21 protein-coding genes are annotated in these 23,332 nt (G+C 58.9%); 9 read left to right on the forward strand and 12 right to left on the reverse strand.

Annotated features, from left to right (window positions below):
• Window positions 1–60 precede the first annotated feature (60 nt).
• Both ABD937_RS10300 and ABD937_RS10305 read right to left on the reverse strand, forming a co-directional pair.
• Window positions 61–2,196 carry an elongation factor G gene (locus ABD937_RS10300; protein WP_345255567.1) on the reverse strand — a complete coding sequence of 712 codons (2,136 nt, stop codon included), beginning with the start codon at window positions 2,194–2,196 and terminating at the stop codon, window positions 61–63.
• 84 nt (window positions 2,197–2,280) lie between these two features.
• Entirely contained in the window at window positions 2,281–2,658 is a 378-nt protein-coding gene (locus ABD937_RS10305) for a hypothetical protein (RefSeq protein WP_345255569.1), read from the reverse strand.
• A 208-nt stretch (window positions 2,659–2,866) separates the two neighbouring features.
• Here ABD937_RS10305 and dnaG point away from each other — a divergent pair, with 208 nt between their 5' ends.
• The 4 genes from dnaG (at window position 2,867) to ABD937_RS10325 (ending at window position 6,444) form a co-directional block, all read left to right on the forward strand.
• On the forward strand, window positions 2,867–4,888 hold the full coding sequence (gene dnaG, locus ABD937_RS10310) for a DNA primase (RefSeq protein ID WP_345255570.1): 2,022 nt from the start codon (window positions 2,867–2,869) through the stop codon (window positions 4,886–4,888).
• 177 nt (window positions 4,889–5,065) lie between these two features.
• The gene (locus ABD937_RS10315) at window positions 5,066–5,539 is read left to right on the forward strand and encodes a hypothetical protein (RefSeq protein WP_345255571.1); all 474 of its coding nucleotides are present in this window, start codon (window positions 5,066–5,068) and stop codon (window positions 5,537–5,539) included.
• 61 nt (window positions 5,540–5,600) lie between these two features.
• The gene (locus ABD937_RS10320; RefSeq protein WP_345255572.1) at window positions 5,601–5,798 is read left to right on the forward strand and encodes a hypothetical protein; all 198 of its coding nucleotides are present in this window, start codon (window positions 5,601–5,603) and stop codon (window positions 5,796–5,798) included.
• A gap of 115 nt (window positions 5,799–5,913) precedes the next feature.
• Entirely contained in the window at window positions 5,914–6,444 is a 531-nt protein-coding gene (locus ABD937_RS10325) for a YceI family protein (RefSeq protein ID WP_345255573.1), read from the forward strand.
• Between the two features lie 53 nt (window positions 6,445–6,497).
• Here the strand turns inward: ABD937_RS10325 and ABD937_RS10330 are convergent, their stop codons facing one another.
• From ABD937_RS10330 to ABD937_RS10340, 3 genes are all read right to left on the reverse strand, one after another.
• Entirely contained in the window at window positions 6,498–7,499 is a 1,002-nt protein-coding gene (locus tag ABD937_RS10330) for a YpdA family putative bacillithiol disulfide reductase (protein WP_345255574.1), read from the reverse strand.
• Window positions 7,500–8,225 carry a YqjF family protein gene (locus ABD937_RS10335; RefSeq protein WP_345255575.1) on the reverse strand — a complete coding sequence of 242 codons (726 nt, stop codon included), beginning with the start codon at window positions 8,223–8,225 and terminating at the stop codon, window positions 7,500–7,502. It abuts the gene before it with no gap.
• A 71-nt stretch (window positions 8,226–8,296) separates the two neighbouring features.
• The gene (locus ABD937_RS10340) at window positions 8,297–10,186 is read right to left on the reverse strand and encodes a PKD domain-containing protein (RefSeq protein WP_345255576.1); all 1,890 of its coding nucleotides are present in this window, start codon (window positions 10,184–10,186) and stop codon (window positions 8,297–8,299) included.
• A gap of 124 nt (window positions 10,187–10,310) precedes the next feature.
• On the opposite strand from ABD937_RS10340, the gene ABD937_RS10345 reads away from it, so the two are divergent.
• On the forward strand, window positions 10,311–11,495 hold the full coding sequence (locus ABD937_RS10345) for an acetyl-CoA C-acyltransferase (protein WP_345255577.1): 1,185 nt from the start codon (window positions 10,311–10,313) through the stop codon (window positions 11,493–11,495).
• Window positions 11,496–11,774: 279 nt separating this feature from the next.
• On the opposite strand, the gene ABD937_RS10350 is transcribed toward ABD937_RS10345, so the two are convergent.
• Window positions 11,775–12,038, reverse strand: coding sequence for a SemiSWEET family sugar transporter (locus ABD937_RS10350; protein ID WP_345255578.1), 264 nt, complete (start codon window positions 12,036–12,038; stop codon window positions 11,775–11,777).
• Between the two features lie 99 nt (window positions 12,039–12,137).
• On the opposite strand from ABD937_RS10350, the gene ABD937_RS10355 reads away from it, so the two are divergent.
• Window positions 12,138–13,124 carry a pyruvate dehydrogenase complex E1 component subunit beta gene (locus tag ABD937_RS10355; RefSeq protein ID WP_345255579.1) on the forward strand — a complete coding sequence of 329 codons (987 nt, stop codon included), beginning with the start codon at window positions 12,138–12,140 and terminating at the stop codon, window positions 13,122–13,124.
• 451 nt (window positions 13,125–13,575) lie between these two features.
• Window positions 13,576–14,739: a sigma-54-dependent transcriptional regulator gene (locus ABD937_RS10360; protein ID WP_345255580.1), complete on the forward strand. Its 1,164-nt coding sequence runs from the start codon at window positions 13,576–13,578 to the stop codon at window positions 14,737–14,739.
• Between the two features lie 141 nt (window positions 14,740–14,880).
• On the opposite strand, the gene ABD937_RS10365 is transcribed toward ABD937_RS10360, so the two are convergent.
• Window positions 14,881–15,783 (reverse strand): MerR family transcriptional regulator, encoded by a 903-nt coding sequence (locus tag ABD937_RS10365; RefSeq protein WP_345255581.1) that lies wholly within the window; start codon window positions 15,781–15,783, stop codon window positions 14,881–14,883.
• A 110-nt stretch (window positions 15,784–15,893) separates the two neighbouring features.
• Between ABD937_RS10365 and lepB the strand changes: the two genes are divergently transcribed.
• Together lepB and ABD937_RS10375 are read left to right on the forward strand one after the other, a co-directional pair.
• Window positions 15,894–17,441, forward strand: a complete 1,548-nt coding sequence (lepB, locus tag ABD937_RS10370) for a signal peptidase I (protein WP_345255582.1) — start codon at window positions 15,894–15,896, stop codon at window positions 17,439–17,441.
• 208 nt (window positions 17,442–17,649) lie between these two features.
• A complete protein-coding gene (locus tag ABD937_RS10375) occupies window positions 17,650–18,135 on the forward strand; it encodes a cytidine deaminase (protein WP_345255583.1) in 486 nt (161 codons plus the stop codon).
• A gap of 51 nt (window positions 18,136–18,186) precedes the next feature.
• Here the strand turns inward: ABD937_RS10375 and ABD937_RS10380 are convergent, their stop codons facing one another.
• The 5 genes from ABD937_RS10380 to topA all read right to left on the reverse strand — a co-directional run bounded on the left by ABD937_RS10380 (window position 18,187) and on the right by topA (window position 23,253).
• The gene (locus ABD937_RS10380; RefSeq protein WP_345255584.1) at window positions 18,187–18,663 is read right to left on the reverse strand and encodes a methylated-DNA--[protein]-cysteine S-methyltransferase; all 477 of its coding nucleotides are present in this window, start codon (window positions 18,661–18,663) and stop codon (window positions 18,187–18,189) included.
• Window positions 18,663–19,001 carry a tRNA-binding protein gene (locus tag ABD937_RS10385; protein WP_345255586.1) on the reverse strand — a complete coding sequence of 113 codons (339 nt, stop codon included), beginning with the start codon at window positions 18,999–19,001 and terminating at the stop codon, window positions 18,663–18,665. Before ABD937_RS10385 ends, ABD937_RS10380 begins: the two co-directional genes overlap by 1 nt.
• Before the next feature lie 144 nt (window positions 19,002–19,145).
• Entirely contained in the window at window positions 19,146–20,012 is an 867-nt protein-coding gene (locus ABD937_RS10390) for a transglutaminase family protein (protein ID WP_345255587.1), read from the reverse strand.
• Window positions 20,013–20,112: 100 nt separating this feature from the next.
• A complete protein-coding gene (locus ABD937_RS10395; protein ID WP_345255588.1) occupies window positions 20,113–20,400 on the reverse strand; it encodes a YcxB family protein in 288 nt (95 codons plus the stop codon).
• Between the two features lie 249 nt (window positions 20,401–20,649).
• Entirely contained in the window at window positions 20,650–23,253 is a 2,604-nt protein-coding gene (gene topA, locus ABD937_RS10400) for a type I DNA topoisomerase (protein WP_345255589.1), read from the reverse strand.
• Window positions 23,254–23,332: the final 79 nt, after the last annotated feature.

A 23,332-nucleotide genomic window follows, 5' to 3' on the forward strand; every position in this document is an offset into this window, starting at 1 on the left:
AAAGGAACGCGTCTTTTCAGGTGCGCGTTCCTTTGAAGATCATGAGGTGGGGCTGACCAATCAGGCAAGAGTTGCCGACTCGGTGCGGCTGTAGGCTTCGGTCAGTTTTTTCTGGAGCTCGTACGACAGCGGCTGGTAGCCGTCCAGGCGCATCCGGAATTTGGCGCGGCCCTGGGTAACGGAGCGGAGTGCCGAGGAAAAGTCGTGCAGCTCAGCAAGCGGCACCCGGGCACTCACCTTCTGGAAATGGCTTTCGGCGTCCATTCCCTCTACGATGCCCCGTCGGCTTTGCAGCTCGCCCATCACGGCGCCGGTAAGATCGTCAGGACAAAGCACGTCCACCTGGTAAAGCGGTTCCAGCACCTGCGGGGCAGCATCGTGGAAGGCCTGCCGGAACGCCATGGTGCCGGCAATCTTGAACGAGATGTCGTTGGAGTCCACGGCGTGCATCTTGCCGTCGAACACGCACACCCGTACGTCGCGCACAGAGGAGCCGGTCAGCGGCCCTTCCTGCATTTTCTCCATCACGCCTTTCAGAACAGAAGGAAGGAAGCGGGCGTCGATAGCGCCGCCGACGATACAGTTGTAATACACCAGCTTTCCGCCCCAGGGCAGGTCGTACTCCTCGCGGCCACGCACGTTGAGGCCCGCCGGGTCGGCCATGCCCTCGGTCCAGGGTTCGATGCGCAGGTGCACCTCGGCAAACTGGCCAGCGCCGCCCGATTGCTTCTTGTGGCGGTACTTCGCTTCGGCGCTGCTGCGGATCGTTTCGCGGTAAGGAATCCGGGGCCGGGTAAAGCGTACCTCCAGCCGGGCGCTGTTCTCGATCTTCCACCGGGCAACCGCAAGATGCATATCACCCTGGCAGTGCAGGAGGGTCTGCTTCAGCTCACCGGAAACTTCCACGATCAGCGTCGGGTCCTCCTCGCGCAGCAGGTGCAGGGCCTGCGCCAGCTTTTCCTCCTCGCCTTTGCGCAGCGACTCGATGGCCACCGTCATGTTCGGGGCCGGGAATTCGATCGGGTGCAGCTCGTAGTTCCTGCCTTTGACGTGCAGCGTGTTGTTGACATGCGTGTTCTTCAGCTTGAGCGTGGCGCCGATATCGCCCGCCACGAGCTCGGTCACCGGCAGGCGCTTGTTGCCTTCCATCAGGAAGAGGCTGCTGATCTTTTCCATGACCCCATTGGACTCGTTCACCAGCTCCATCCCGGGCCGCAGGGTACCGCTGAAAACCTTGAAGAAGGAGAGCTCCCCCACATGCGGCTCCGACACGGTCTTGTACACGAAGATGCAAGGTGGGCCATCCGAGCGGCACTCCAGGGCCTCACCGGCCTTCGTGGTTTGAGGGGGCAGCTCGTTGGCGCTGGGGCATACGTTGTCGATGAATCCCATCAGCCGTCCGCTTCCCATGTTGCGCTCCGCGCTGAGGCAGAACAGCGGGAACAGCTCGTGTTGGATCATCGCCTTGCGGAAGCCCGCTTTCAATTCGTCCTCCTCCAGCTCGCCGCGGTCGAAGTAATGCTCCATCAGGGTTTCATCAACGGTAGCCACGGCTTCCACCAGCTCGCGGTGGAGGGCTTCGGCGCGGGCGCGCTCGCCCTCCGGGATTGGCAGCTTGTCGGGTCTGCCACCGGAATCGCGGAACTTGTAGAGCACCATATGCAGCACGTCCACGATCTCGTGGAAGCCGGCGCCCACCTGCAAAGGGTATTGCACCAGCACCACCTTGTTGCCGAAGTGATCGCGGGCCTGCTGCACCGTACGGTCGAAGTCAGCGCTGTCGTGATCGAGCTTGTTGACGGCAAAGATCATCGGCGTGCGGAAGCGCTCCGTGTATTCCCAGATCAGGTCGGTTCCGACTTCTACGCCGGCGGTGGCGTTGAGCACCATCACGCCGGTATCGGCCACCCGGAGTGCCGACACCACTTCGCCTACGAAGTCGTCGTAGCCGGGGGTGTCGAGGAGGTTGATCTTATAGCCCCGCCAGCGGGTGTGCATCAGCTTGGAGAAGATGGAGTTGCCGCGCTCGTGCTCGAGCTCGTGGTAGTCGCCGACCGTGTTGCGCTCGGCAACGGAGCCCTTGCGGCTGATGAGGCCGGCTTCGAACAGCATGCATTCGGCCAGCGTGGTCTTGCCCGCGCCGGCATGGCCCAGCAGAACGACGTTCTTGACATGGGCGGTATCAAATTCTGCCATAAAACAGGTTTAGGTGTGGGGGAATAGGAGCAGCCTGCCCCACACTTTGCGGGACAGGCAGGTCCTAAAAAAGGCAACGCTACCTTAACAGTTGGTAGCGTTGATGAAATCGCGGAACTCGCTGCGGAGTTGCTGGAGGCGGTTCTCCAAAACCAGGAAGGCGTCCAGCAGCCGCTCGTGCTCCGTGTAGGTGTCGTTGCCCACACCGTCGGGACGCGCCTTTTCAAAGTCCACGCGGCGCTCATGCTGCTTGATGGCCTGCTTGAGGTCGTGGATGTTGACCAGCTGGATGTGGAACTGGTTGTCGAAATGCTCAATGTCGACCAGTTGGTCGCGCGGGCTTTCGCGGCAATTGTCCTGGAGCAGCTTTTTGCATTCCTGGAATTCCTCGCGGTAGTTGCGCAGGATCTGCCGCCATTCTGCGGTTTCTGAAGTGAGCTGTGCGAGATCGGTCTGAACCATTGGAAGAAAGTTTAAGGGTTAAGAAAGGTGCTTCTTGTCTTCCGCTCAGGTGCGCTTGGATGGTCTTCTAAATATACGCCTGCCGCTGCCGAAAAAAAAGATATTTTTTCCCGTGCGAACCCGTATATTTTGAGAGACCGCCGGGCCGGGTGCAGGTCGCAAAGGCAATGCCAGATACGGCCCGGGGCGGCTATCTTTGCGCTCCCTTATGATCACGCAGCAAACGATACAGGCAATACAGGACCGTGTGGACGTGCTCGACATCGTCGGCAACTTCGTACGCCTCAAGAGGAGGGGAGCCAACTATCTGGGTCTTTGCCCTTTCCATAACGAGCGCACGCCTTCGTTCACGGTATCGCCTTCGAAAGGCATCTTCAAATGCTTTGGCTGCGGTAAGAGCGGCAACTCCATCTCCTTCGTGATGGAGCACGAAAAGTTCACCTACGTGGAGGCCTTGCGCTGGCTTGCGGCGCGCTACCAGATCCAGGTGGAAGAGACCGCGGTATCCGCAGAAGTACGGGAACTGCAGCAGACCGCCGAGAGCCTGTACATCATCAACAGCTTTGCGCAGAAGTTCTTCGAGCAGCAGCTGTTCGATTCCGCCGAGGGTAAGGACGTGGCGCTCCCTTACCTCGCGCAACGGGGCTTCCAGGAGCCGATTCTACGGAAATTCGGCATCGGCTATGACCCCGACAAGCGCGATGCCTTCGCCACCGCGGCCTTTAAGAACCAGTATAACCGCGAGCTCACGCAGAAGGCCGGCCTCATCGCATACCGGGGCAACGAGTGGGTCGACAACTACCGCGACCGCATCATCTTCCCGGTGCACAACAGCAGCGGCAAGGTCATTGGCTTTGGCGCGCGCCTCATCAAAAAGAACGACAAGGCGCCCAAATACATCAACACGCCGGAGAACGAGCTTTATGTAAAAAGTAAGATTCTCTACGGCCTCTACTTCGCGAGGCAGTCGATGGACAAGCTCGATGAGTGCCTGCTCGTCGAAGGCTATACCGACGTGCTCTCGCTGCACCAGGCGGGTGTGGAGAACGTAGTGGCCTCGGGCGGCACCTCGCTCACTATCGACCAGCTGCGCCTCCTGAAGAAGTTCACCAAGAACCTCACCATCATCTACGACGGCGACGGTGCCGGTATTAAGGCTGCCTTGCGCGGCCTCGACATGGCGCTGGAGGAAGGCCTCAACGTGAAGCTGGTATTGATCCCCGACGGCGAGGACCCGGACAGCTACGTGCAGAAGGTAGGCGCGCAGGAGTTCCGCAACTTCATTGCGCACAACAAGAAGGACGTGGTGCTGTTCCAGCTCGAAGTATCGCTCCGCGATGCAGGGAGCGATGCCGCACGGAAGGCCATTGTGGTGAACCAGATCGCCGAAACGATCTCCAAGATCGACAAGGCGGAGGACTTCACGAAGCAGCAGGATTATATCCGCAAGTGCGCCGAGCTGCTGCGCATCGACGAGTCGGGCTTTACCAACCTGGTCAACAAATTCATCCGCGACCGGATCGCGAAGCAGGAGTCGAAAGTGCCCTTCCAGGAGGCACAGGCGCTTGCCGAGCAGGCGGAGACATCGCCGGTATCGTTCGACGACCAGACCTTCCAGCTGCTGTTCAAGGACGAACTGCAGGAGAAAGAGATCGCGCGGGTGCTGCTCGAGCACGGACATAAGGTTTGGAACGACCAGCTCATCGCCGACTATGTGCTCAACGAGCTGCCGGAGGAGGAGCTGATCGAGAACACAACCGTACTCTCGATCATCCATGCCTACCGCGCGCAGCTAAGCGTGCAGCGCCCGGTGGATCCGAACTTCTTTATCTATCACCCCGACCCGGCGATCTCGTCGATGGCCGTGGCCCTTCTTTATTTTCCGCATGAGGAAAGCCGCTACTGGAAATCGGAGCAGAACCAGTCGGCCGGTTACCAGCAATCGCTGTTCAAGCAAGACTGGAAGACCTTTGCCCGCCTGGTGCACAAAGACAACTACGACGAGCTGAGCAACTACCTGCTCACCCAAAAGGATACCACCAACGAAGAGGCAGAGTCGGCCGTCAATTACCTGAAGCTGCGCAAGGTGCGGCGCCTGCTGTTGCAGAACCACGCCGACCTGGAAAAGGCGCCGCCTGAGCAGCAAATGACCTTCCTGCTCACGCACAAGCACCTGAAGGACATGGAGCGCGAGTTGACGGCAAAGCTGGGGACGGTGATCATCAAGTAGGATCTCGGATCTCAGATTTAGCTCGCGCACGTCAGGTTGCGAAACATTTCTCGACGGTTGAAGCGGCAGGAATTGGTGCTTGCACTGTGGAAGGTGCTGCCAATAAACCAATAAACAAATAAACCCGCTCAGCGGCTCCCGGCACGGTTTTGCGCTTGGTAATCGAAACGCAAGATCATGAGAGCAACAGATACAATGGCCGGCGGGCTTGCCGGCGCCACGTTACTGACGCTGGTGCACGAAACGGTGCGGCGTGCGGTGCCCAAGGCGCCGCGGATGGACCTGCTCGGCATGCAGGCACTCGCTAAAGGACTCCATAAGCTCGGCCTCAACATTCCGAATCCTACCCGGCTCTTCTATTATACAATGGCTGGCGACCTCGTCAGCAATGCGCTGTATTATAGTCTTGGGGGCGTCAATAACCGTAAGATCGTATTACGGGCTACCCTCCTCGGATTGGCGGCCGGTGTCGGTGCTATTTTGTTGCCCGAAAAGATGGGGCTGAATGATGCGCCAAGCAGCCGCACTACCGCTACCAAGCTCATGACGGTAGGCCTCTACCTGCTGGGCGGCCTGGCGGCGGGGATCGTGCAGCGGGCGATGCAGAAGAAGCGGCAGCCTAAGGCCGCGGGCAAAGCGCTCGTGCTTTAGGCCCATCAGGTAGAAGGTTATGGCATCAATTGTGTGGATCGATTCAACAAAACAAACGATTATGTCAGGAAGAGGCGACAACAACAAGAACGGCAGCTCCGGCGCCGGCGCAAGCAACCAGAGCGGTCAGGCGATCCCGAAAGAGCAAGGCAAGATGAATCACGGCAAGCAAACCGGTGGGCAGCCTTCGGAGCCGATGCGCCAGGAGCGCGACCAGGACAGCAACCGCAACACCAGCACGCAGCCCGACCGGAGCTGATCGGCGCCCGTTAAAGAAAACCCATTCCGAGATTTTTTTTGCACGGAATGGGTTTTCTTTATTAGCTTTGATGTTGTAACATTGATTTGTAACCATCACCACAAAAAACACAGCTATGGCAATTACCTGGAAGCTTGACCCGACGCACAGCGAGATCCAATTCAAAGTGCGCCACCTCATGATCACGACCGTGACCGGCTATTTTAAAAAGTTCGACGTGGACGTGGAAACCGTGAGCGACGACTTCACCAGCGCTTCGCGCGTGCAGTTTACCGCTGATGTTGATTCCATCGATACCAACAACACCCAGCGCGACACGCACCTGAAGTCCCCCGACTTCTTCAATGCGGAAGAGCACGGCCAGATCACCTTCGCAGGCCGCAAGTACGAAGGCAGCGGCGATGAGGCACAGCTTCATGGTGACCTGACCATCCGTGGCATTACCAAGCCCGTCACCATCAACGTCGAGTTCGGCGGCATCGTGGTAGACCCGTACGGTCAGACAAAGGCAGGATTTACGATCTCCGGCAAGATCAGCCGCAAGGAGTTCGGGCTCACCTGGAGCGCCGTAACCGAGGCCGGCCAGGTGGTGGTCAGCGATGACATCAAGATCCTTGGAGAGATCCAGCTGGTGAAGCAGGGTTAATCCGTCAACACATACACTCAGGAAATTGGAAGCCGCACCCTGTGCGGCTTTCTTCATTTTTGGGAAAGAGCGCCGCTGCGGTTCCTGGAAACGATATCGTTCAGAATGCACACCGCGTGCTCGCGTGAATTTTCAATGAAGAGGCGGTGCGTGTTCATGCCTCCGCAGATCACCCCGGCGAGGTACAGTCCCGGTACGTTCGTCTCGTAGGTGGTTTCGTGTACTTGTGGCTGGCAAACGGCGTCGTTGCTCAGGTTGATCCCGCAACGGCGCAGGAAATTTAGGTTCGGTTGATACCCGGTGAGCGCGAGCACCCAATCGTTGGCGATCGTGATGCGCCCCTCAGGTGTGTCGAGATCCACCTCCTGTTCCCGGATGGCCGTCACCGTTGTATTGAAATGGGCTTTCACTGCTCCTTCTCGGATGCGATTCTCGATGTCCGGTCGTACCCAGTACTTCACCCGCTGCCCGATCTCGGGGCCGCGCACCGCCATCGTTACCTCGGCACCTTTCCGGAAGGTCTCGAGCGCCGCATCCACAGCGGAATTCTGGGCGCCCACCACCAGTACTTTCTGAAAGGCGTAGAAATGCGGGTCGGTATAATAGTGCTTCACTTTCGGCAATTCCTCGCCGGGAACGTTTAGTGGATAGGGAATATCATAGAAGCCGGTGGCGATGATGACGTACCGTGCCCTGTAATGGCCCTTGTCGCTCTGCACCACGAATCCGTCTTCCTGGCGCTCCACCGATGTCACCGGCTCAAACAACCGTATCGGCAAGGCATTGTCTTTGGCCACGCGTCGGTAGTATTCGAGCGCTTCACCCCGGGTTGGCTTGGGGCCATGTGATACAAACGGTGCCCCACCGATCTCGAGCCGCTCGGAAGTGGAGAAGAAGGTCATGTTCACCGGGTAATTGTATATGGAGTTGACAAGCGTGCCCTTTTCCAGCACCAGGCAGTCGACGCCCCGCCTTCTTGCCTCCACGGCGCAGGCGATCCCGATGGGGCCGCCGCCAACGATTAGCAGGGTGATTGTAGTAATTGGGTCGGGCATCTAGAGGGTCAGGGTTTTGTAAATACGGTCTCCGCTCATGACGCGCACCGGCGATCCGTCGGCCAGGAATACCGTACGCGGCGCATCCTGCAGGGCCTCGCGGAAGGGAGCGCCGTAGATGCGCTCGATATCGCAATCAACAGAGAATTCGCGTACCGCGTGCACGTTCCAGCGCGGGTGCGCCACCTGGTAGGTGCCAGTGCAGCGCGCGGAGATCTGCGTATAGCCCCAGTAGTGCTCGGTGATGAATTCCTCAGGCGATCCTTCTGCGGCGGGTTGCGCCACCGGGTCAACGAGCGCCCTCAGGTGGTTCCAGCGACCGTCCACCTTCCATTCGTAGGCTACGGAAAGACCGTCGTCCTGCTGCTTCCATTCATGACGCATCGGGAAGCGCACGTAGTTCTCCCCGTAAAGCGTATTGGCAATGGCGCAGATGAGGCGTCGCGGCACGATCTCCTTCAGGAATACGACGCCCCGCTTCCAGCCGCCGGCTTCGCGGTACCGCACGTAGAAGCGCAGGTTCACCTCCTCGAAGGTGCGGTATCCGGGTACGGAGAACCCGGCCACACGCGTGTTGTCGAACAGGAAGCCGACCAGGCTCGCATAATGTACGCCATCAAAGGTGTCGAGCTCGGTGAACCGCGGAAGGTAAGGACGGAGCACCGCCGGGTCAACGGCGTAGTTCGCCATCAGCAGGTTGCGCCATTCAGCCGTGAGAAAGGTCATGAAGAAAGGTTTGATCCGGAAACCCAAAAGTAGTACCGGGCCAGAAGCCGCCGGATGCCCTTCGCGGCGAATCAGCGCATCAGCACGAAGCTGCCCTTGCGGGTAACGAGGCCCAGCCGGGGCAGGCGGTACTGCGCGATCCAGACATAGACCTGCGAACCACCGGGATCACCGGAGAGCCGGCCGTCCCAACGCCGGAACGGGTTGTTCGACTCAAAGAGCAGCTGGCCCCAGCGTCCGTAGATCTTCAATTGGTAGTCGCGCAGCGCGGCCACGTTGCCCACCGGTCCGAAAGCGTCGTTGCGCCCGTCGTTGTTGGGCGTGAAGGCAGTCGGGAAGTATACGTCCGAGCAATCGACGGTTACGGTCACGCGGTCCTCTGCGGTGCATCCCTCGGCGCTGGTGACCCGCACGGAATAGGTTCCGGACTGTGTTACGACGTAGGAAGAAGCCGTAGAGCCGTCCTGCCAGCGATAGGTGGCGAATGTACCGGGCTCCAGGCGCAGCGTCTCGCCTGCGCACAACACGGTGTCGGCGCCCAGCGAAACGCTCAGGTCGTCGATATTGCCGATCGTGAAGTCCGCAGGCGCCGTGCAGCCTTGCGCGTCGGTGACCGTAACGCTGTAGTTGCCTGGCAGCAGGCTTTCGTTGCTGGTGGTACTGCTGCTGACAGGACTCCAGGAGTAGGAATGCGGCAGCGTGCCACCACCGGAGCGGATCAGGGCCTTGCCATTGGCGCCGCCGCAGCGGGCGTCTTCTTTCAACACATCGAGTACAATAGCAGGCGGTTCGTTGACCAGCACGCTTGCTGTAGCGGCGCAGGCCCCGTTGCCGGTGACCCGCACCTGGTACGTGCCCGAGGGGAGGCCGGTGCCGATCGCGCCGGTTTGCTCGGGTGTCGTTGACCAACTGTAATTGTAGCTGCCCGCGGGGTTCACCACCACCTGTACACGTCCTTCGTTGCCGCCATTACAGCGCACCGGTGTCAGCAATACCGACGACAGGCCAAGGATGCGGACGTTGCGCGTGGCGGTGGCGATGGCCCCGTTGGAGCCGGTCGCCGTCATGCGTACGAGGTAATCGCCGGGTGCACTGAAGGTATGGGCGGCGGTAGCACCGGTAGCCGTATTGGAGCTGCCGGATGCGGGGTCGCCGAAGTTCCAGGTGTAGGTGCTGCCGCAGCCCATGGTAACCGGGCTGAAACTTGCCGTCCGCTCCGAGCTGCAGGAGAACGTGAACTCGGCCCCGAGCGGCTGCAGGTTGCCGATCCAGATATCGTCGACGGCGAAGCCGTCGTATTCGTTGCAGCGGCTGCCCGCGGCAAAGCGAAACCGGAAGCGGACGACGGGCTCCCCGGCAAGCGCGGAAAGTGCGCGGCCGGCCGTTACCCAGGCGCCGCTGCCACCGCCACTGCCACCCGGGCAGGGCGCCGTTGGCTGCACATTGCCCGACCACCCATCCATGCCGAGCGTGGTCACGTTCTGTGTGTTGAACCAGTTGTTGCCCGGGCAGGACGCGTTGTCGGCGCTGCTGCCCAATACCTGCCAGGTGCCGCCCCCATCGATCGAATATTCGAGCGAGGCGCCATCAAATTTGCGCTCCGTTTCCCAGAAGAGGCGGAAGTTCAGGTAGGGTTGGGTGAGTCCGCTGAAGTCGAAGCAGGGACTCATCAGGTACGAGTTCTCGTCGTTGTTGTACACCGCATTGGCCAGGCCGCCGGTGATCCAGCACTTGGAGCCGCTCGAAGCCCCCGTGATGACGCGCTTACCGGGCGTTCCCCAGACCCAATCGGAGAAGTTGCCGCCCGTGGTCCAGCCGCCATCGTTGGTCTCGAAGTCTTCCACATACGGAAAGGTGCTGACGGTGCTGTTGCACTGCGCATGCCCCGCGCGGGCCGCCAGCAGCAGGCAGCAAAGCAGGACCAGGCAGCGCAGGTCGGGAAGGGCGGATCGGTTGCTCATTCGGGTAGAAAGCGAAGGGCAAAGGTAGGACATCCGGCGCAGCGCCGCGGCGGATGCCGTTGTTAAAGGAGCGCTATTCCGTATCCCCGGCGTTCGCCTATCTTTGCGGCGCAAATAAAGCTATATGAATAAGAAAGAAGTGTATATCGTTTCTGCAGTGCGCACCCCGATGGGCTCCTTTGGCGGCGCGCTGAAGGACGTTCCCGCTACCCGCCTCGGCGCAACCGCCATCAAGGCCGCCGTAGAGCGTGCCGGCATCAAGCCCGAAATGGTGAATGAAGTGCTCATGGGCTGCGTGATTCAGGCCGGTCTCGGGCAGGCGCCCGCCCGCCAGGCTGCGCGCTATGCCGGTCTTCCCGATAACGTGGTGTGCACGACGGTCAATAAGGTATGTGCCTCCGGGATGAAGGCCATCGCGCAGGGCGCCCAGAGCATCCTGCTCGGCGACAGCGATATCGTAGTGGCCGGTGGCATGGAAAACATGAGCCAGGTGCCTTTTTATGTCGAGAACATGCGTTGGGGAAATAAATACGGCAACACGAATATGGTGGACGGACTTGCCAAGGACGGCCTGACCGACTGCTACAGCCAGACCGCCATGGGCAATGCCGCCGACTTCTGCGCATCGGAGAACAAGATCTCGCGTGAGGAGCAGGACGCCTTCGCCATCGAGAGCTACCAGCGCAGCCAGAAAGCCTGGGAGAACGGCATGTTCGCCGATGAGGTGGTGCCCGTAGAAATACCGTCCAAGAAGGGCGACCCGATCGTGGTCAGCAAGGACGAGGAGCCGTTCAATGTGAAGTTCGACAAGATCCCGGGCCTGAAGCCGGCGTTTGGCAAGGAAGGCACCGTTACGGCTGCCAACGCGTCTACGATGAACGACGGTGCCGCTGCTGTGGTGCTTATGAGCCGCGAAAAGGCGGAGGAGCTGGGCATCCGGCCGCTCGCCGTGCTTCGTGGCTACGCCGATGCGGAGCAGGAGCCCGTTTGGTTTACCACTACGCCGAGCATTGCCGTTCCGGTAGCCGTGCAGCGCGCCGGCATCCAGATGTCCGACGTCGACTATGTAGAACTGAATGAAGCGTTCTCCGTGGTAGGTATCGTCAACACCCGCAAGATGAACCTCGATCCCGCCAAGGTTAACGTACACGGTGGCGCTGTATCGCTCGGCCACCCGCTCGGCTGCAGCGGCGCGCGGATCATTGTAACGCTCGTGAACGTGCTGAAGCACAAGGGCGGCAAGTACGGCGCGGCCGGCATCTGCAACGGCGGCGGCGGCGCGTCAGCAATGGTGATCGAGAAGCTGTAAGGATGAAAAACGGTAAGAAGTGATTTCTACCGCTAAGAAAACCCGCCTGCGCTGAGGCTACGGCGGCCAGAGAAAGCTAAGGTATTGGCTACGACAAAAGCCCCGCGTCAGCGGGGCTTTTGTCATTTGAGATTTGGGATTTCAGATTGGTCCGGGCGCGGTCATTCGCCTGACCATTTCGGGCGTCTCGTATCCAACTGAAACGTAATTTTTTTGAAACGAGGCACTGGCCGAAACAAAGGGCTGTTTTACCAATAGACGGATAAACCAATAAACAATTTACTTCTTATGCCCGTATTTCAACCGCAGCCCGATCATGGTCAGGTTGACGGCGAGCGAGAAGCAGTTCGTTACGATGATAGGCATATCATCGCGCAGGAAGCCGTACACGATCCAGAGCGCGACGCCGGCCATCAGCACGAGGAGCATCACGATCGAAACTTCGTCCGCCTTCTTCTCCCGATAGGTCTTGATCACCTGGGGCAGGAGGGAGGAGGCCGTCAGGATACCGGCTACGATGCCTACGATCTGGGTTGTGTCCATGCCCCTCTTGTTGCAAAACCGGTGCTAAGACTCTTTTGGGGTGCCCGCAAGGATATATGGCCGCATACTGCTAAATTTGCCACCGCTTAATTACTACTAATGAGAACAATCGCCTTACGTGAAGCCATCCGGGAAGCCATGGTCGAGGAAATGCGCCGCGACGACCGGGTGTTCCTGATGGGAGAGGAGGTCGCCGAGTACAATGGCGCCTACAAGGTCAGCCAGGGTATGCTGGCGGAGTTTGGACCGAAGCGCGTCATCGATACCCCGATCGCCGAGCTCGGCTTCGCTGCCGTAGGCGTGGGTGCCGCCCAGAATGGACTGCGCCCGATCGTGGAGTTCATGACGTGGAACTTTGCTGTGCTGGCGCTTGACCAGATCCTCAACACGGCTTCAAAAATGCTGGCCATGAGTGGCGGCCAGATCACCTGCCCCATTGTGTTCCGCGGTCCCAATGGCTCCGCCGGGCAGCTGGGTGCACAGCACTCTACCGCGTTCGAATCGCTTTATGCCAACATTCCCGGGCTCAAGGTGATCTCTACCAGCAACGGTTACGATGCGAAGGGACTGCTGAAGCAAGCCATCCGCTACGAAGAGGATCCCGTGATGTTCATGGAGGCCGAGCTCGCCTATGGCGATAAGTTCGAGGTCCCGGAAGAAGAATACTATATCCCGCTCGGCAAGGCCGACGTGAAGAAGCAAGGCCGCGACGTGACCATCGTTTCCTTCAACAAGATGATGAAGGTGGCCATGGGTGCCGCGCAGGAGCTCGAGAAGGAGGGCATCTCCGCCGAGGTCATCGACCTGCGCACCATCCGCCCGCTCGACTGGATGACCATCCTCGAAAGCGTCAAGAAAACGAATCGCCTGGTGATCGTGGAGGAGCAGTGGCCGTTTGCATCGGTATCCTCCGAGATCACGTACCGTATCCAGAAGGAAGGCTTCGATTACCTCGACGCCCCGATCCGCCGCATCACAGCCGCCGACGCCCCGCTGCACTACGCGCCCAACCTGGTGGCGGCTGCCCTTCCCGACGTGCCCCGCACGGTGAAACTCGTAAAAGAAGTGATGTACCTCAAAAAGTAACGATACCGATGAGGCAAGCCTTCCTCAGAACGGGCAAATGAACCGGAAAAGTTGCGCACCCCATGCGCAACTTTTTCATTTTCACCCAGTTGCTTCCTAAAAAAACAGCGCCAAAAGTTTTGTTTTTCCATTTTTCTGCGCATCTTTGTCTCGGTTTTTCATAGGATATTGGATTTTACACGAGGCTGGATTTCTATCCGGCCTTTTTTTTTGCCCCTTAGCGAGGCGAGAATAGCGGAGATAAAAGCTTTACCCGGGAACGGCCAAGGCCTGAAAGCCGGTAGCCATTGCCGCCGCATGGCCTAAATCTGAGGTCCAAGATCACAGATCAAAGATCTCCCAAGCTGGTCCGTAAATTTTATAGTTGGTGTGGCATACACGATGCCGCGGAACCATCGCTTCCCTGACGCATCTTTGTGTAACCCAAGATTCCACTTCCTAACCTCCTACCATGAGCAGCAGTATTTTATTGATTGACGACGAAAAGGCCATCCGCAAGACCCTCACCGAGATCCTCTCTTTTGAGGGCTATGCCATCGACGAGGCCGGCGACGGAGAGGAAGGCCTCCGGTGCTTCCAGAAGAAAACCTACGATGTTGTTTTGTGCGATATCAAGATGCCGAAGCTCGACGGACTCGAGTTTCTGCAGAAAGCCACCGAGCACAATCCCGACGTACCCATCATCATGATCTCCGGACATGGCACGATCGATACGGCCGTGGAAGCCGTTAAAAAGGGCGCTTACGACTTTATCCAGAAGCCCCCGGACCTGAACCGCCTCCTCGTTACTATCCGCAACGCCAAGGAGCGCAACAACCTGGTGGGGGAGAACAAGACCCTCCGCCGCCGCGCACAAAAGGTGCAGGACATGGTAGGCTCATCCGCGCCCATTCAAAAGATCAAGGATACCATTGAAAAGGTGGCACCCACCGAGGCACGCATCCTGATCACCGGTGAGAACGGCTCCGGCAAGGAGCTCGTAGCGCGCTGGATCCACCAGAAGAGCGCCCGCGCCGAAGGCCCGATGGTGGAAGTGAACTGCGCGGCCATCCCCTCGGAGCTGATCGAAAGCGAATTGTTCGGCCATGAGAAAGGCTCGTTCACCTCGGCTATCAAGCAGCGTATCGGCAAGTTCGAGCAGGCCAACGGCGGTACGCTCTTCCTCGACGAGATCGGCGATATGAGCCTGTCGGCGCAGGCGAAGGTGCTGCGCGCGCTGCAGGAAGGCAAGATCACCCGCGTGGGTGCCGACAAGGATATCTCCGTAGATGTACGGGTAGTGGCGGCCACCAACAAAGACCTGCTCCGCGAAGTGGAGGAAAAGCGCTTCCGGCTCGACCTGTATCACCGCCTCGGCGTCATCCTTATTCACGTTCCCGCGCTCAACGACCGTCGCGAAGACATCCCGCAGCTCGTTCAGTTCTTTTTAAAGGATATCTGCGCCGACTACGGCGTGGCCAAGAAGGGCATCGACGATGCCGCGCTGCAGGCCCTGCAGCAGCACAACTGGACCGGAAACATCCGCGAGCTGCGCAACGTGGTAGAGCGCCTCATCATCCTCTCCGGCAAAACGATCACGGCCGATGACGTGCGCAGCTATGTGCTGCCGCATTAGTTTATTGGTCTATTGGTTTAGTTGTTTATTGGAAAGGTCGCCCCTGTGCGGCCTTTTTGCTTGTATGGCAATTACCGGGTTCACTGTTACCCGATCCCCATCGACAAAAAAAGATCGAGTTGCTGGAGTATCGTTCCCGATTCACGATTGACGATGCACGCTCCCCGGCCCCGCATGAACGAAGCGCAGGATCTCGTTGTCGGTGCGCAGCAGGTGCACGTTCAGGAACGAGCGCTGGGCCGCGAGCACGGCGCTGCCGGATGCGATGATCCGCTTGCCCGGGTAGCGGGTACAGAGCGACTCCAGCAGGTCGTCGACCAGGAAACCGGTAAGGTTGGTGATCAGGTGCATGTAAAAAGTGCTGGTGCGCTCCACGATGGCTTCGGGTAGCTCCCGGACGTCCACGTTCGGGCCGAGGTAGATGACGTTCCAACCGTATTTGCGCAGCAGGTAGTTCAGGTAAAGCAAGGGGAGCTCGTGGTGTTCGTCGCGCGGCGTGAAGAGCAATACGGCTTCACCCGTTGAAGAAGGAGGCGAAGGGAGCGTTTCGGTTTCAGCAATGATGCGGTGCTGGAGCAGGTAGCTCGAGAAGTGCTCCTGTGCCGGGATGATCCGGTTGGTCATCCAGAGCAGGCCCACCCGCTGAAGGTACGGAAACACCACCTTCAGCACAGCCTCCTCCAGACCCAGCCGTCGAATAACGGAGTCGAGGCGCTCCCGGAACCTGCCTTCGTCAAACGTTACGGCCGCTTCGAGCATGGAGAGCACTTCCTGCTCGCTGGTAGGCTCCTGATGGCTTCGCTGTGCCTCGATGGCATCGAGACGGCCGGTGGCGTCCAGGGTGGCGATGTGCGAGATCTTCATACCGCCGTGATAGAGGTAGGCCACCTGCAGCAGCACCTGGAGGTCGTCGTTGTCGTAATAGCGATGGAGACTTTCTTTCCGCTTCGATTGAAAGAAGGTGAAGCGCTGCTCCCAGATGCGCAGCGTATGTGCCTTGATGTGGCACAGGTTCTCGACGTCCCTGATCGTAAAGCGTTGCATAGTTGCCGTGAGGGGTGGTTTGCAGCCAGGCCGAATTAGCAAAACTTTGCGTAATATCGGCCCCGCAACCTATTTAAAATAATATTTTTGTCCGCTTTAAAGATATACGGATGTCGTTGACCCATATCCTCGTTGTTTACGGAATCTCCCTGCTGCTCTTCGTGTTGCCTGCGTTCGGCCTCTACAAGCTCTTTCCGAAGGCAGGCGTGCCGGGCTGGAAGGGCCTGGTGCCGTTATACAACACCTGGTACATGCTCGACATCGCGCAACGGCGCAAGCACTGGTTTTTCTGGCAGCTCATCCCGGTGGTGGGATGGTTCATCACCCTCGGCATCTTCATCGAATTCATTAAGGTCTACGGACGCTATAGCTTCGGGGCGCATGCCGCAACGGCGCTGAGCGGCGGGTTGTTCTTTATCGTGGTCGGCAACGACCCGAAAACGCGCTACATCGGACCGGAAACCGTAAAGCTGTATAAGAAGGCAGCCTGGCGCGAATGGGTCGACGCCGCGGTCTTCGCCGTAGTAGCGGCCACCCTCATCCGTATCTTCGTGTTCGAAGCCTACACGATCCCTTCAGGGTCGATGGAAAAGACGCTCCTCATCAACGACTTCCTCTTCGTTTCCAAATTCAGCTACGGGCCGCGCCTGCCCAACACACCGCTCTCGGTTCCGTTCGTTCACAACTACCTTCCCGGCAGCAGCATGCGCTCGTACACCACGGCCGTGCAGCTTCCGTACGTACGCTGGTTTGCCGCACCGGTGAAGCGGGGCGACGTGGTGGTCTTTAACTTCCCCGCCGGCGACACGGTGATCAACCATCCAAGATACCAGTCGCAGCGCCCTTACTACGACGTGAAGCGCGCCGCCGCACTTGGCGACGCCGAGTCGCAGTACGTGCTTGCCAACCCGGAGGAGTACCCGATCGTGGTGCATCCCATCGACAAGTCTGACAACTACATCAAGCGCTGCGTGGGCATCGCCGGCGATACGCTGGAGGTGCGCGGTGGCCAGGTCTTCATCAACGGCAAAGCATCGGAACCACCTCCGCATTCGCAGATGCCCTACGTACTGGAGCTGGCCCGACCCGCCGACGATGTCCGTATCGGAAACACGTATGGCATCGTGACCAGCGATCCTTCACAATGGGAATCGAAGGGAGGCAATATGTACCAGGTGATGATCACGCCGGCAGCACTGCAGAAAATGCAGGCCGATGGCTGGATCCGCAACGCACGTCCCACACTTGAGTCCCCGGCAGGCACCGACGCCCGCTACTGGGGCAACGTGCTGTTTCCTTACGATTCCGCCTACAAATGGACGATCGACTTCTACGGCCCGGTCTGGATCCCGAAGAAGGGCGCTACGCTACAGCTCACCCCGCAGAACTACAGTACCTACGAGCGCGCGATCCGCACCTACGAGCAGAACCAGTTCGAGATGAAGGGCGGAAAGTTCTATGTGAATGGCCAGGAAACGAGCTCGTATACGTTCAAGATGGACTATTATTGGATGATGGGCGACAATCGCCACGAGTCGCAGGACAGCCGCTTCTGGGGATTTGTGCCCGAAGACCGCGTGGTGGGCAAGGCATGGATGATCTGGTTCAGCTGGGACGGCGGACCGCGCTGGAGCCGCCTGTTCCGCATCGTGAAGTAAACAGGAGCACGCACGCAATACGTTGAAACATCAGTTGAAGGCCTCGCACCGCGGGGCCTTCTTCGTGTGGGGGCTGATGAAATATATTCAGTGCTTTCCGCGGATTCTGCCCGAAATGCCTTATTTTTAACTGCCTTCCGGGAACCGGAGGGCATTTTTGTCTCCGTAGGTGAACAAGAATGTGATTAGGCAACCCAAAGACAAGAAGATGAAAGAAACAAAATTTGAATTCAACTACAAGGTATACGACAGCATCGAGGAGCTCGACGAGCAGGAGCAATGGCTGCTCAACGAGGCCCGCGAGGTAACGGCGAACGCGTACGCGCCGTATTCGCACTTCCAGGTAGGTGCGGTGGCCCGCCTTGCCAACGGCGAGATCATCACCGGCTCCAACCAGGAGAACGCCTCCTTCCCGGTAGGGCTTTGCGCCGAGCGCGTACTGCTGGCCTCCGCTTCCTCCGTATTTCCCCGGGTACCGGTGGACGTGATCGCGATCTCCTACAAAGGTGAGGGGCATGCCTCCGATCACCCGATCTCCCCCTGTGGCATCTGCCGCCAGTCGCTCCAGGAGTTCGAGTCGCGCCTTGGTCATCCCATCAAAATGATCCTCGGTGGCATGACGGGCGTAGTGTATGTGATCGACAGCGCCAAGCTGCTGCTGCCGCTGGCCTTTACGAGCGAAGAGTTGCGCTGAGCAGCATCAATAAAATGTATTGTAAAGACGCGCGCAGGCGCGTCTTTTTCATTAGAAAAGGGTTTGCACCCCACAAGACCACTTTGCCTCGTGCTCAAGCAGCCACTGCTTGCGGTGCAGGCCACCGGCATAGCCGGTGAGCGAGCGGTCGGAGCCGATGACGCGGTGGCAGGGCACTACGATCGCAAGGTTGTTGCGGCCGTTGGCGGTGCCCACGGCGCGGATCGCTTTTACATCACCCAGCTGCTTCGACAGGTCGCGGTAGCTGCAGGTCTTTCCGAACGGAATGGCCAGGAGCGCTTTCCATACGCGTTGCTGAAAATCGGTGCCCGGCTGCCGCATCGGGAAGTCGAAGTGCCGGCGGGAGCCGGCGAAGTACTCGTCTAGCTGATGCCGGCATTGCAGAATGGCCTCGTCGTTCTCCGGTACATCGGGCGCCCCGGTGCCGGAAAACGTAATGGCCGTAATGTGGCCTTCCGCGCTGTGCAGGTACAGCATCCCGATGGGTGTAGGGTAGGTAGCGATCATCACCCGATCTTTTTTCCGTTATCGACCGGATGTGCGGGCTGGAGCAGCACGACGTCGTTGTGAGCATCATAGACGCCAAGCACCAGGCATTCGCTGAAGAAGTTAGCGATCTGCTTGGGCGGGAAGTTCACAACGGCCACCACTTGCCGGCCTACGAGGTCGAGCGGGTTGTAGTGCTTCGTGATCTGTGCCGAAGAGCGCTTCACGCCCAGCTCTGCTCCAAAGTCGACCTGTAGCTTATACGCCGGCTTGCGGGTGCCTTCGAAGGGCTCGGCCTGTACGATGGTACCGGTACGGATGTCGATCTTTTCGAAGTCATTCCACGAGATATGCTCCATCGGATGAAGATAAATAAAACTTCGTCCGTAGTTGGAGCCTACGGACAACAGCGTTTCAAAACTGCAGCAATGGTCGGAGACTACGGACAACTGCATTGCAAAGTTCATTCGCTCCGGGCGCGGAAGCACTGTTCCAGAGCGGTGTCAGTCGAGCAGGTTCGTGAGCTCCAGCAGCTCTTCGCGCTTGTAATAATCCTTCTCATTGTCGAAGCACTTCGCCATCTCGTCGAGCGCGCTCTGGATCACCTTCTTGTTGCTGTAGGGCCGGAAGTAGGCGTGCACCGCCGGCACCTGGATGCGCTTGAAATAAAGCTCGATGTCCTTATGGGTGAACACCATTCCGGAGGAGGGGTCGATAAAGAACTCGATCTTGGACACGGGCTGCTCCAGGTCTTCGGCGCTGTAGCCTGGCTTGAAGTAGGCGAGGATGAACTGCCGGGGCACGCCGATGGCCCGCACCGGGATGTCGAGCAGCTCGCAGAGAATGAGGTACAGCAGCGCATTGCCCACCTGGTTCCCACGCCGGGCTTCCAAGGTCTTGTGGATCAGGAAGTCGTTGACGTCGGTATAGGCCGTTTCGGTGCCTTTGAGCCCGTAATAGCCATACAGGATACCGGTGACGATGCGGACCTGCTCCAGTGGCGTCAGGTAGTTGTTGAGCTCGAGCCAGATGTTCCGCCGGAGCTTCTCCACCTCCTGCACGATGGGGGCGGTGGTCAGATCAGGATACTGGAACTTGGCGGCGAGCAGGGCGCCGACCATCAGGTCGTGGTGCCCGGCCAGTGACCATTGATTGAAGTCCTCGCGCAGGTCATTGAAATGGAGCCGGTGGATGAGGAGCTCGATGCGCCCCTGCACCGAATCGGAGATCGTGTTTTCCCAAAGATGCTCCAGGTTGGGAATGATGGTGCGTCCAAATTCCACAATTCGGCTCGAAACCGCGCCAAACACCTCTTCATCCGGGTCGTCGATCAAGTGCAGCAGGGCCGATATCTCCTTCGTTTGTTCCATAAACACATTCCTTCCAATATGATACCAAGCCGAGGTGTGGGTATCCACCGCAAGTTAAATGAAGGCAGAGAAGGGGAGGAGCGGAACTTTTCCACGCGCATCACCGTGTCTCGGGTAATTCGGCCTGCAGGGGCAGGTGCTCGGATAGCAAACGCTCAAACCGCTCATTATCCACAGGTACCAGCACGCGCTTCGGAACGATGGCGGCCGACAGCGCCGGGGTATACAGCAGGTAGTGGCCTTCGAGATCGACGCGACGCACGATGGCCCGCCAGGCGAGGAAATGCCACCCGTTTGTCCTCGTTTCCTCGATGCCCTCCGGGCTTACCCGGAGACAGCGCTGCTCGAACAGTGATTCGTTTCCCGGAAGGTTGAAGAAGACATCCACCTGTTTGCGGATGCGGTGGCCGCTTCCAAAACGGCGTACAGCGCGGAGCCTGCCGGTGTAACGGCAAGAAGCACAAATGACGGTCGCCCACGCCAAGACGCAGCCCCGCAAACACACCGATACACATCCTGAGCGTATACGTTACCTACTAACGAAGACGGCGCCCACGGAAGTGCGGCGCCGTCCAAACGGTATATTCCTGGAATGCGAAGTGATCGTTCTTCGTAAGATCGTAGTCAAACCGGAGCATCAGGGCTTTTTCTTCGGAGCGGCTTTTTTGGCGGCAGCTTTCTTGGGTGCCGCTTTCTTGGCCGGCGCTTTCGATGCCGCAGCCTTTACCTTCTTGTCGAAGGCACCGGGCACCTGCTGCTCGATCATCTTCTTGACGTCCTCCAGCGGCAACACGGCGGCTTGCTCCTGCGTCAGCTTTTCGCCTTCCGGACCGCGGCCCAGCTTCAACATCTTCTTGCCGAACTTGATGAAGGGACCCCAGCGACCGTTCTCGATCGAGATCTTCTCCGCCGGCCATTGCTGGATGTAGCGGTTCGACTCCTTCTCGAGCTTCTTGCCGATCAGCTCATTGATATCGTGCTGCGTGAGCGCATCGTAATTATACGCCTTCGGGATGTTGATATACAGGTCGCCCCACTTCAGGAAGGGACCGAAGCGGCCTTTGCCCTTGGTTACGGGCTGTTCCTGGTAGTGCCCGATCGGGGCATCCGCCTCCTGCTTCTGCGTGATGAGCGCGATGGCCGCGTCCATATCCACGTCCATCGGGTCGGTGCCCTTCGGGATGGAGACGAACTGCTCGCCGAACTTTACATAGGGCCCGAAGCGGCCGGAGTTGACCGACACTTCCTGTCCCTCGTATTCGCCGAGTGTTTTGGGGAGCTGAAACAGGTCGAGCGCTTCCTGGAGCGAGATCGTTTCGATGCTCTGGTTGGGCTTCAGGCGTGCATAGCGGGGTTTTTCCTCGTCCTCCGTCTTCCCGATCTGTACCATCGGGCCAAAGCGGCCCATGCGGGCGATGATCGGCTTGTCGGTCACCGGGTCGCGGCCGAGGTCGCGCTCGCCGGAGATCCGTTGAGCGTTCTCGATCGTGTTGTCTACGTCTTTCTTAAAAGGATTGTAGAACGTATCGATCATCTTGTTCCACTGCATCTTACCCTGCGCCACTTCGTCAAATTCTTCTTCGATGCGGGCGGTGAAGCTGTAGTCCATGATGTTGTCGAAGTATTGCTTCAGGAAGTCGGTCACCACCATACCGAGGTCGGTCGGAAAGAGCTTGCTCTTCTCGGCGCCGGTATTTTCGGCTTCGGTCTTTTCCTTGATGCTGTCGCCGGCGAGGGTAAGCACGGCGTATTCGCGGCGCACCCCTTCTTTATCGCGCTTCTCCACGTAGCCACGCTTCAGGATGGTCGAGATCGTAGGTGCGTAGGTAGAGGGGCGGCCGATGCCGAGCTCCTCGAGCTTCTTCACGAGCGAGGCTTCCGTGTAGCGGGGCTGCGGGCGCGTAAAGCGCTGGATGGCCTTCATTTCGCGCAGGGGAAGTCCCATGCCGATCGTGAGCGGGGGCAACATGCCTTCCTGGGTTTCGTTGTCGTCGCCTTCGGCCTCTTCGTCGTCGGAGCTTTCGCGGTATACTTTCATGAAGCCCTCGAATTTCATCACCTCGCCTTCGGCCTGGAGCTCGGCGCCGTTGGTGGAGACGTTGATCTTCGCGATCGTTTTTTCAAGCTCTGCGTCGGCCATCTGCGATGCCATCGTCCGCTTCCAGATCAGCTCGTAGAGGCGGCGGGTATCGGGGTCGTCGATCGTCGTGTTCTGCATGTAGGTCGGGCGGATGGCTTCGTGGGCTTCCTGTGCCGACTCGTTCTTGTTCTTGTAGCGGCGCGACTGGTGGTAGCGGTCGCCGTATATGGAGCGTACCGTGTTCTGGATCTCGGCGCGGGCCGTATCACTCAGGTTCACGCTGTCGGTACGCATATAAGTAATGTGACCGTTCTCGTACAGCTTCTGCGCGAGGAGCATCGTGCGGGCCACACCGTAGCCCAGCTTGCGGCTTGCTTCCTGCTGCAGGGTGGAGGTGGTGAAAGGCGCGGCAGGGGAGCGGCGCGTGGGCTTTACCTGGATGTCTTTCACCGTATAGTTGGCGCCGATGCAGGATTGCAGGAAGGCCCGTGCGTCGTCGGCATTGTTGAACTTGGAGCCTTCGGCCTTAAAGGTCACGGGGCGGCCGCCGGCGTCGTTGGCGGTAAAGAGTGCCTCGAGCTTGAACGAGCTTTGCGAATTAAAACCATTGATCTCACGTTCGCGCTCCACGATGATGCGCACGGCCACGCTCTGCACACGGCCGGCGGAGAGGTTGTTCTTCATGCTCATCTTGCGCCAGAGCACGGGGCTCAGCTCAAAGCCCACGATGCGGTCGAGCACGCGCCGGGCCTGCTGGGCGTTCACGAGGTCCATGTTCACGGTGCGGGGCTGCTGCACGGCGCTCAGGATGGCGGGCTTGGTGATCTCGTGGAAGACGATGCGCTTTGTGGTCCGCGGGTCGAGGCCGAGCACCTCGCACAGGTGCCAGGAGATGGCCTCTCCTTCGCGGTCTTCATCGGTCGCGAGCCATACTTCGTCGCTTCTGCGGGCGATGGAGCGCAGCTCGCTCACCACTTTCTGCTTCTCGTCGGAGATGATATAATGGGGACGGAAACCGTTCTTGACGTCTACGCCCATATCGCCTTTCTCCAGGTCACGGATATGGCCATAGCAGCTTTTGACCTCGAAATCTTTTCCCAGGATCTTCTCAATGGTCTTCGCTTTCGCAGGCGACTCTACAATCAACAAATTCTTCGGCATAAGGCGTAAGGATTGCTTCCGGATGGTATCGGAACCAACGGCAATATTAGGGCAAGTAACGGAAATTTTTCGAAGCCCA

The organism is Flaviaestuariibacter amylovorans (genome assembly GCF_039541815.1).
Taxonomy (GTDB): Bacteria; Bacteroidota; Bacteroidia; order Chitinophagales; family Chitinophagaceae; genus Flavisolibacter; species Flavisolibacter amylovorans.

Excerpts from the sequence above, each read along its gene's own strand:
- ABD937_RS10380 (WP_345255584.1), bottom strand. The coding sequence starts at position 18,663 with ATGATCGCTACCTACCCTACACCCATCGGGATGCTGTACCTGCACAGC.
- dnaG (WP_345255570.1), top strand. The coding sequence starts at position 2,867 with ATGATCACGCAGCAAACGATACAGGCAATACAGGACCGTGTGGACGTG.
- ABD937_RS10345 (WP_345255577.1), top strand. The coding sequence starts at position 10,311 with ATGAATAAGAAAGAAGTGTATATCGTTTCTGCAGTGCGCACCCCGATG.
- ABD937_RS10340 (WP_345255576.1), bottom strand. The coding sequence starts at position 10,186 with ATGAGCAACCGATCCGCCCTTCCCGACCTGCGCTGCCTGGTCCTGCTT.
- topA (WP_345255589.1), bottom strand. The coding sequence starts at position 23,253 with ATGCCGAAGAATTTGTTGATTGTAGAGTCGCCTGCGAAAGCGAAGACC.
- ABD937_RS10350 (WP_345255578.1), bottom strand. The coding sequence starts at position 12,038 with ATGGACACAACCCAGATCGTAGGCATCGTAGCCGGTATCCTGACGGCC.
- ABD937_RS10375 (WP_345255583.1), top strand. The coding sequence starts at position 17,650 with ATGAAAGAAACAAAATTTGAATTCAACTACAAGGTATACGACAGCATC.
- ABD937_RS10325 (WP_345255573.1), top strand. The coding sequence starts at position 5,914 with ATGGCAATTACCTGGAAGCTTGACCCGACGCACAGCGAGATCCAATTC.
- ABD937_RS10385 (WP_345255586.1), bottom strand. The coding sequence starts at position 19,001 with ATGGAGCATATCTCGTGGAATGACTTCGAAAAGATCGACATCCGTACC.
- ABD937_RS10390 (WP_345255587.1), bottom strand. The coding sequence starts at position 20,012 with ATGGAACAAACGAAGGAGATATCGGCCCTGCTGCACTTGATCGACGAC.
- ABD937_RS10365 (WP_345255581.1), bottom strand. The coding sequence starts at position 15,783 with ATGCAACGCTTTACGATCAGGGACGTCGAGAACCTGTGCCACATCAAG.
- lepB (WP_345255582.1), top strand. The coding sequence starts at position 15,894 with ATGTCGTTGACCCATATCCTCGTTGTTTACGGAATCTCCCTGCTGCTC.
- ABD937_RS10315 (WP_345255571.1), top strand. The coding sequence starts at position 5,066 with ATGAGAGCAACAGATACAATGGCCGGCGGGCTTGCCGGCGCCACGTTA.
- ABD937_RS10300 (WP_345255567.1), bottom strand. The coding sequence starts at position 2,196 with ATGGCAGAATTTGATACCGCCCATGTCAAGAACGTCGTTCTGCTGGGC.
- ABD937_RS10330 (WP_345255574.1), bottom strand. The coding sequence starts at position 7,499 with ATGCCCGACCCAATTACTACAATCACCCTGCTAATCGTTGGCGGCGGC.
- ABD937_RS10360 (WP_345255580.1), top strand. The coding sequence starts at position 13,576 with ATGAGCAGCAGTATTTTATTGATTGACGACGAAAAGGCCATCCGCAAG.
- ABD937_RS10305 (WP_345255569.1), bottom strand. The coding sequence starts at position 2,658 with ATGGTTCAGACCGATCTCGCACAGCTCACTTCAGAAACCGCAGAATGG.
- ABD937_RS10320 (WP_345255572.1), top strand. The coding sequence starts at position 5,601 with ATGTCAGGAAGAGGCGACAACAACAAGAACGGCAGCTCCGGCGCCGGC.
- ABD937_RS10335 (WP_345255575.1), bottom strand. The coding sequence starts at position 8,225 with ATGACCTTTCTCACGGCTGAATGGCGCAACCTGCTGATGGCGAACTAC.
- ABD937_RS10355 (WP_345255579.1), top strand. The coding sequence starts at position 12,138 with ATGAGAACAATCGCCTTACGTGAAGCCATCCGGGAAGCCATGGTCGAG.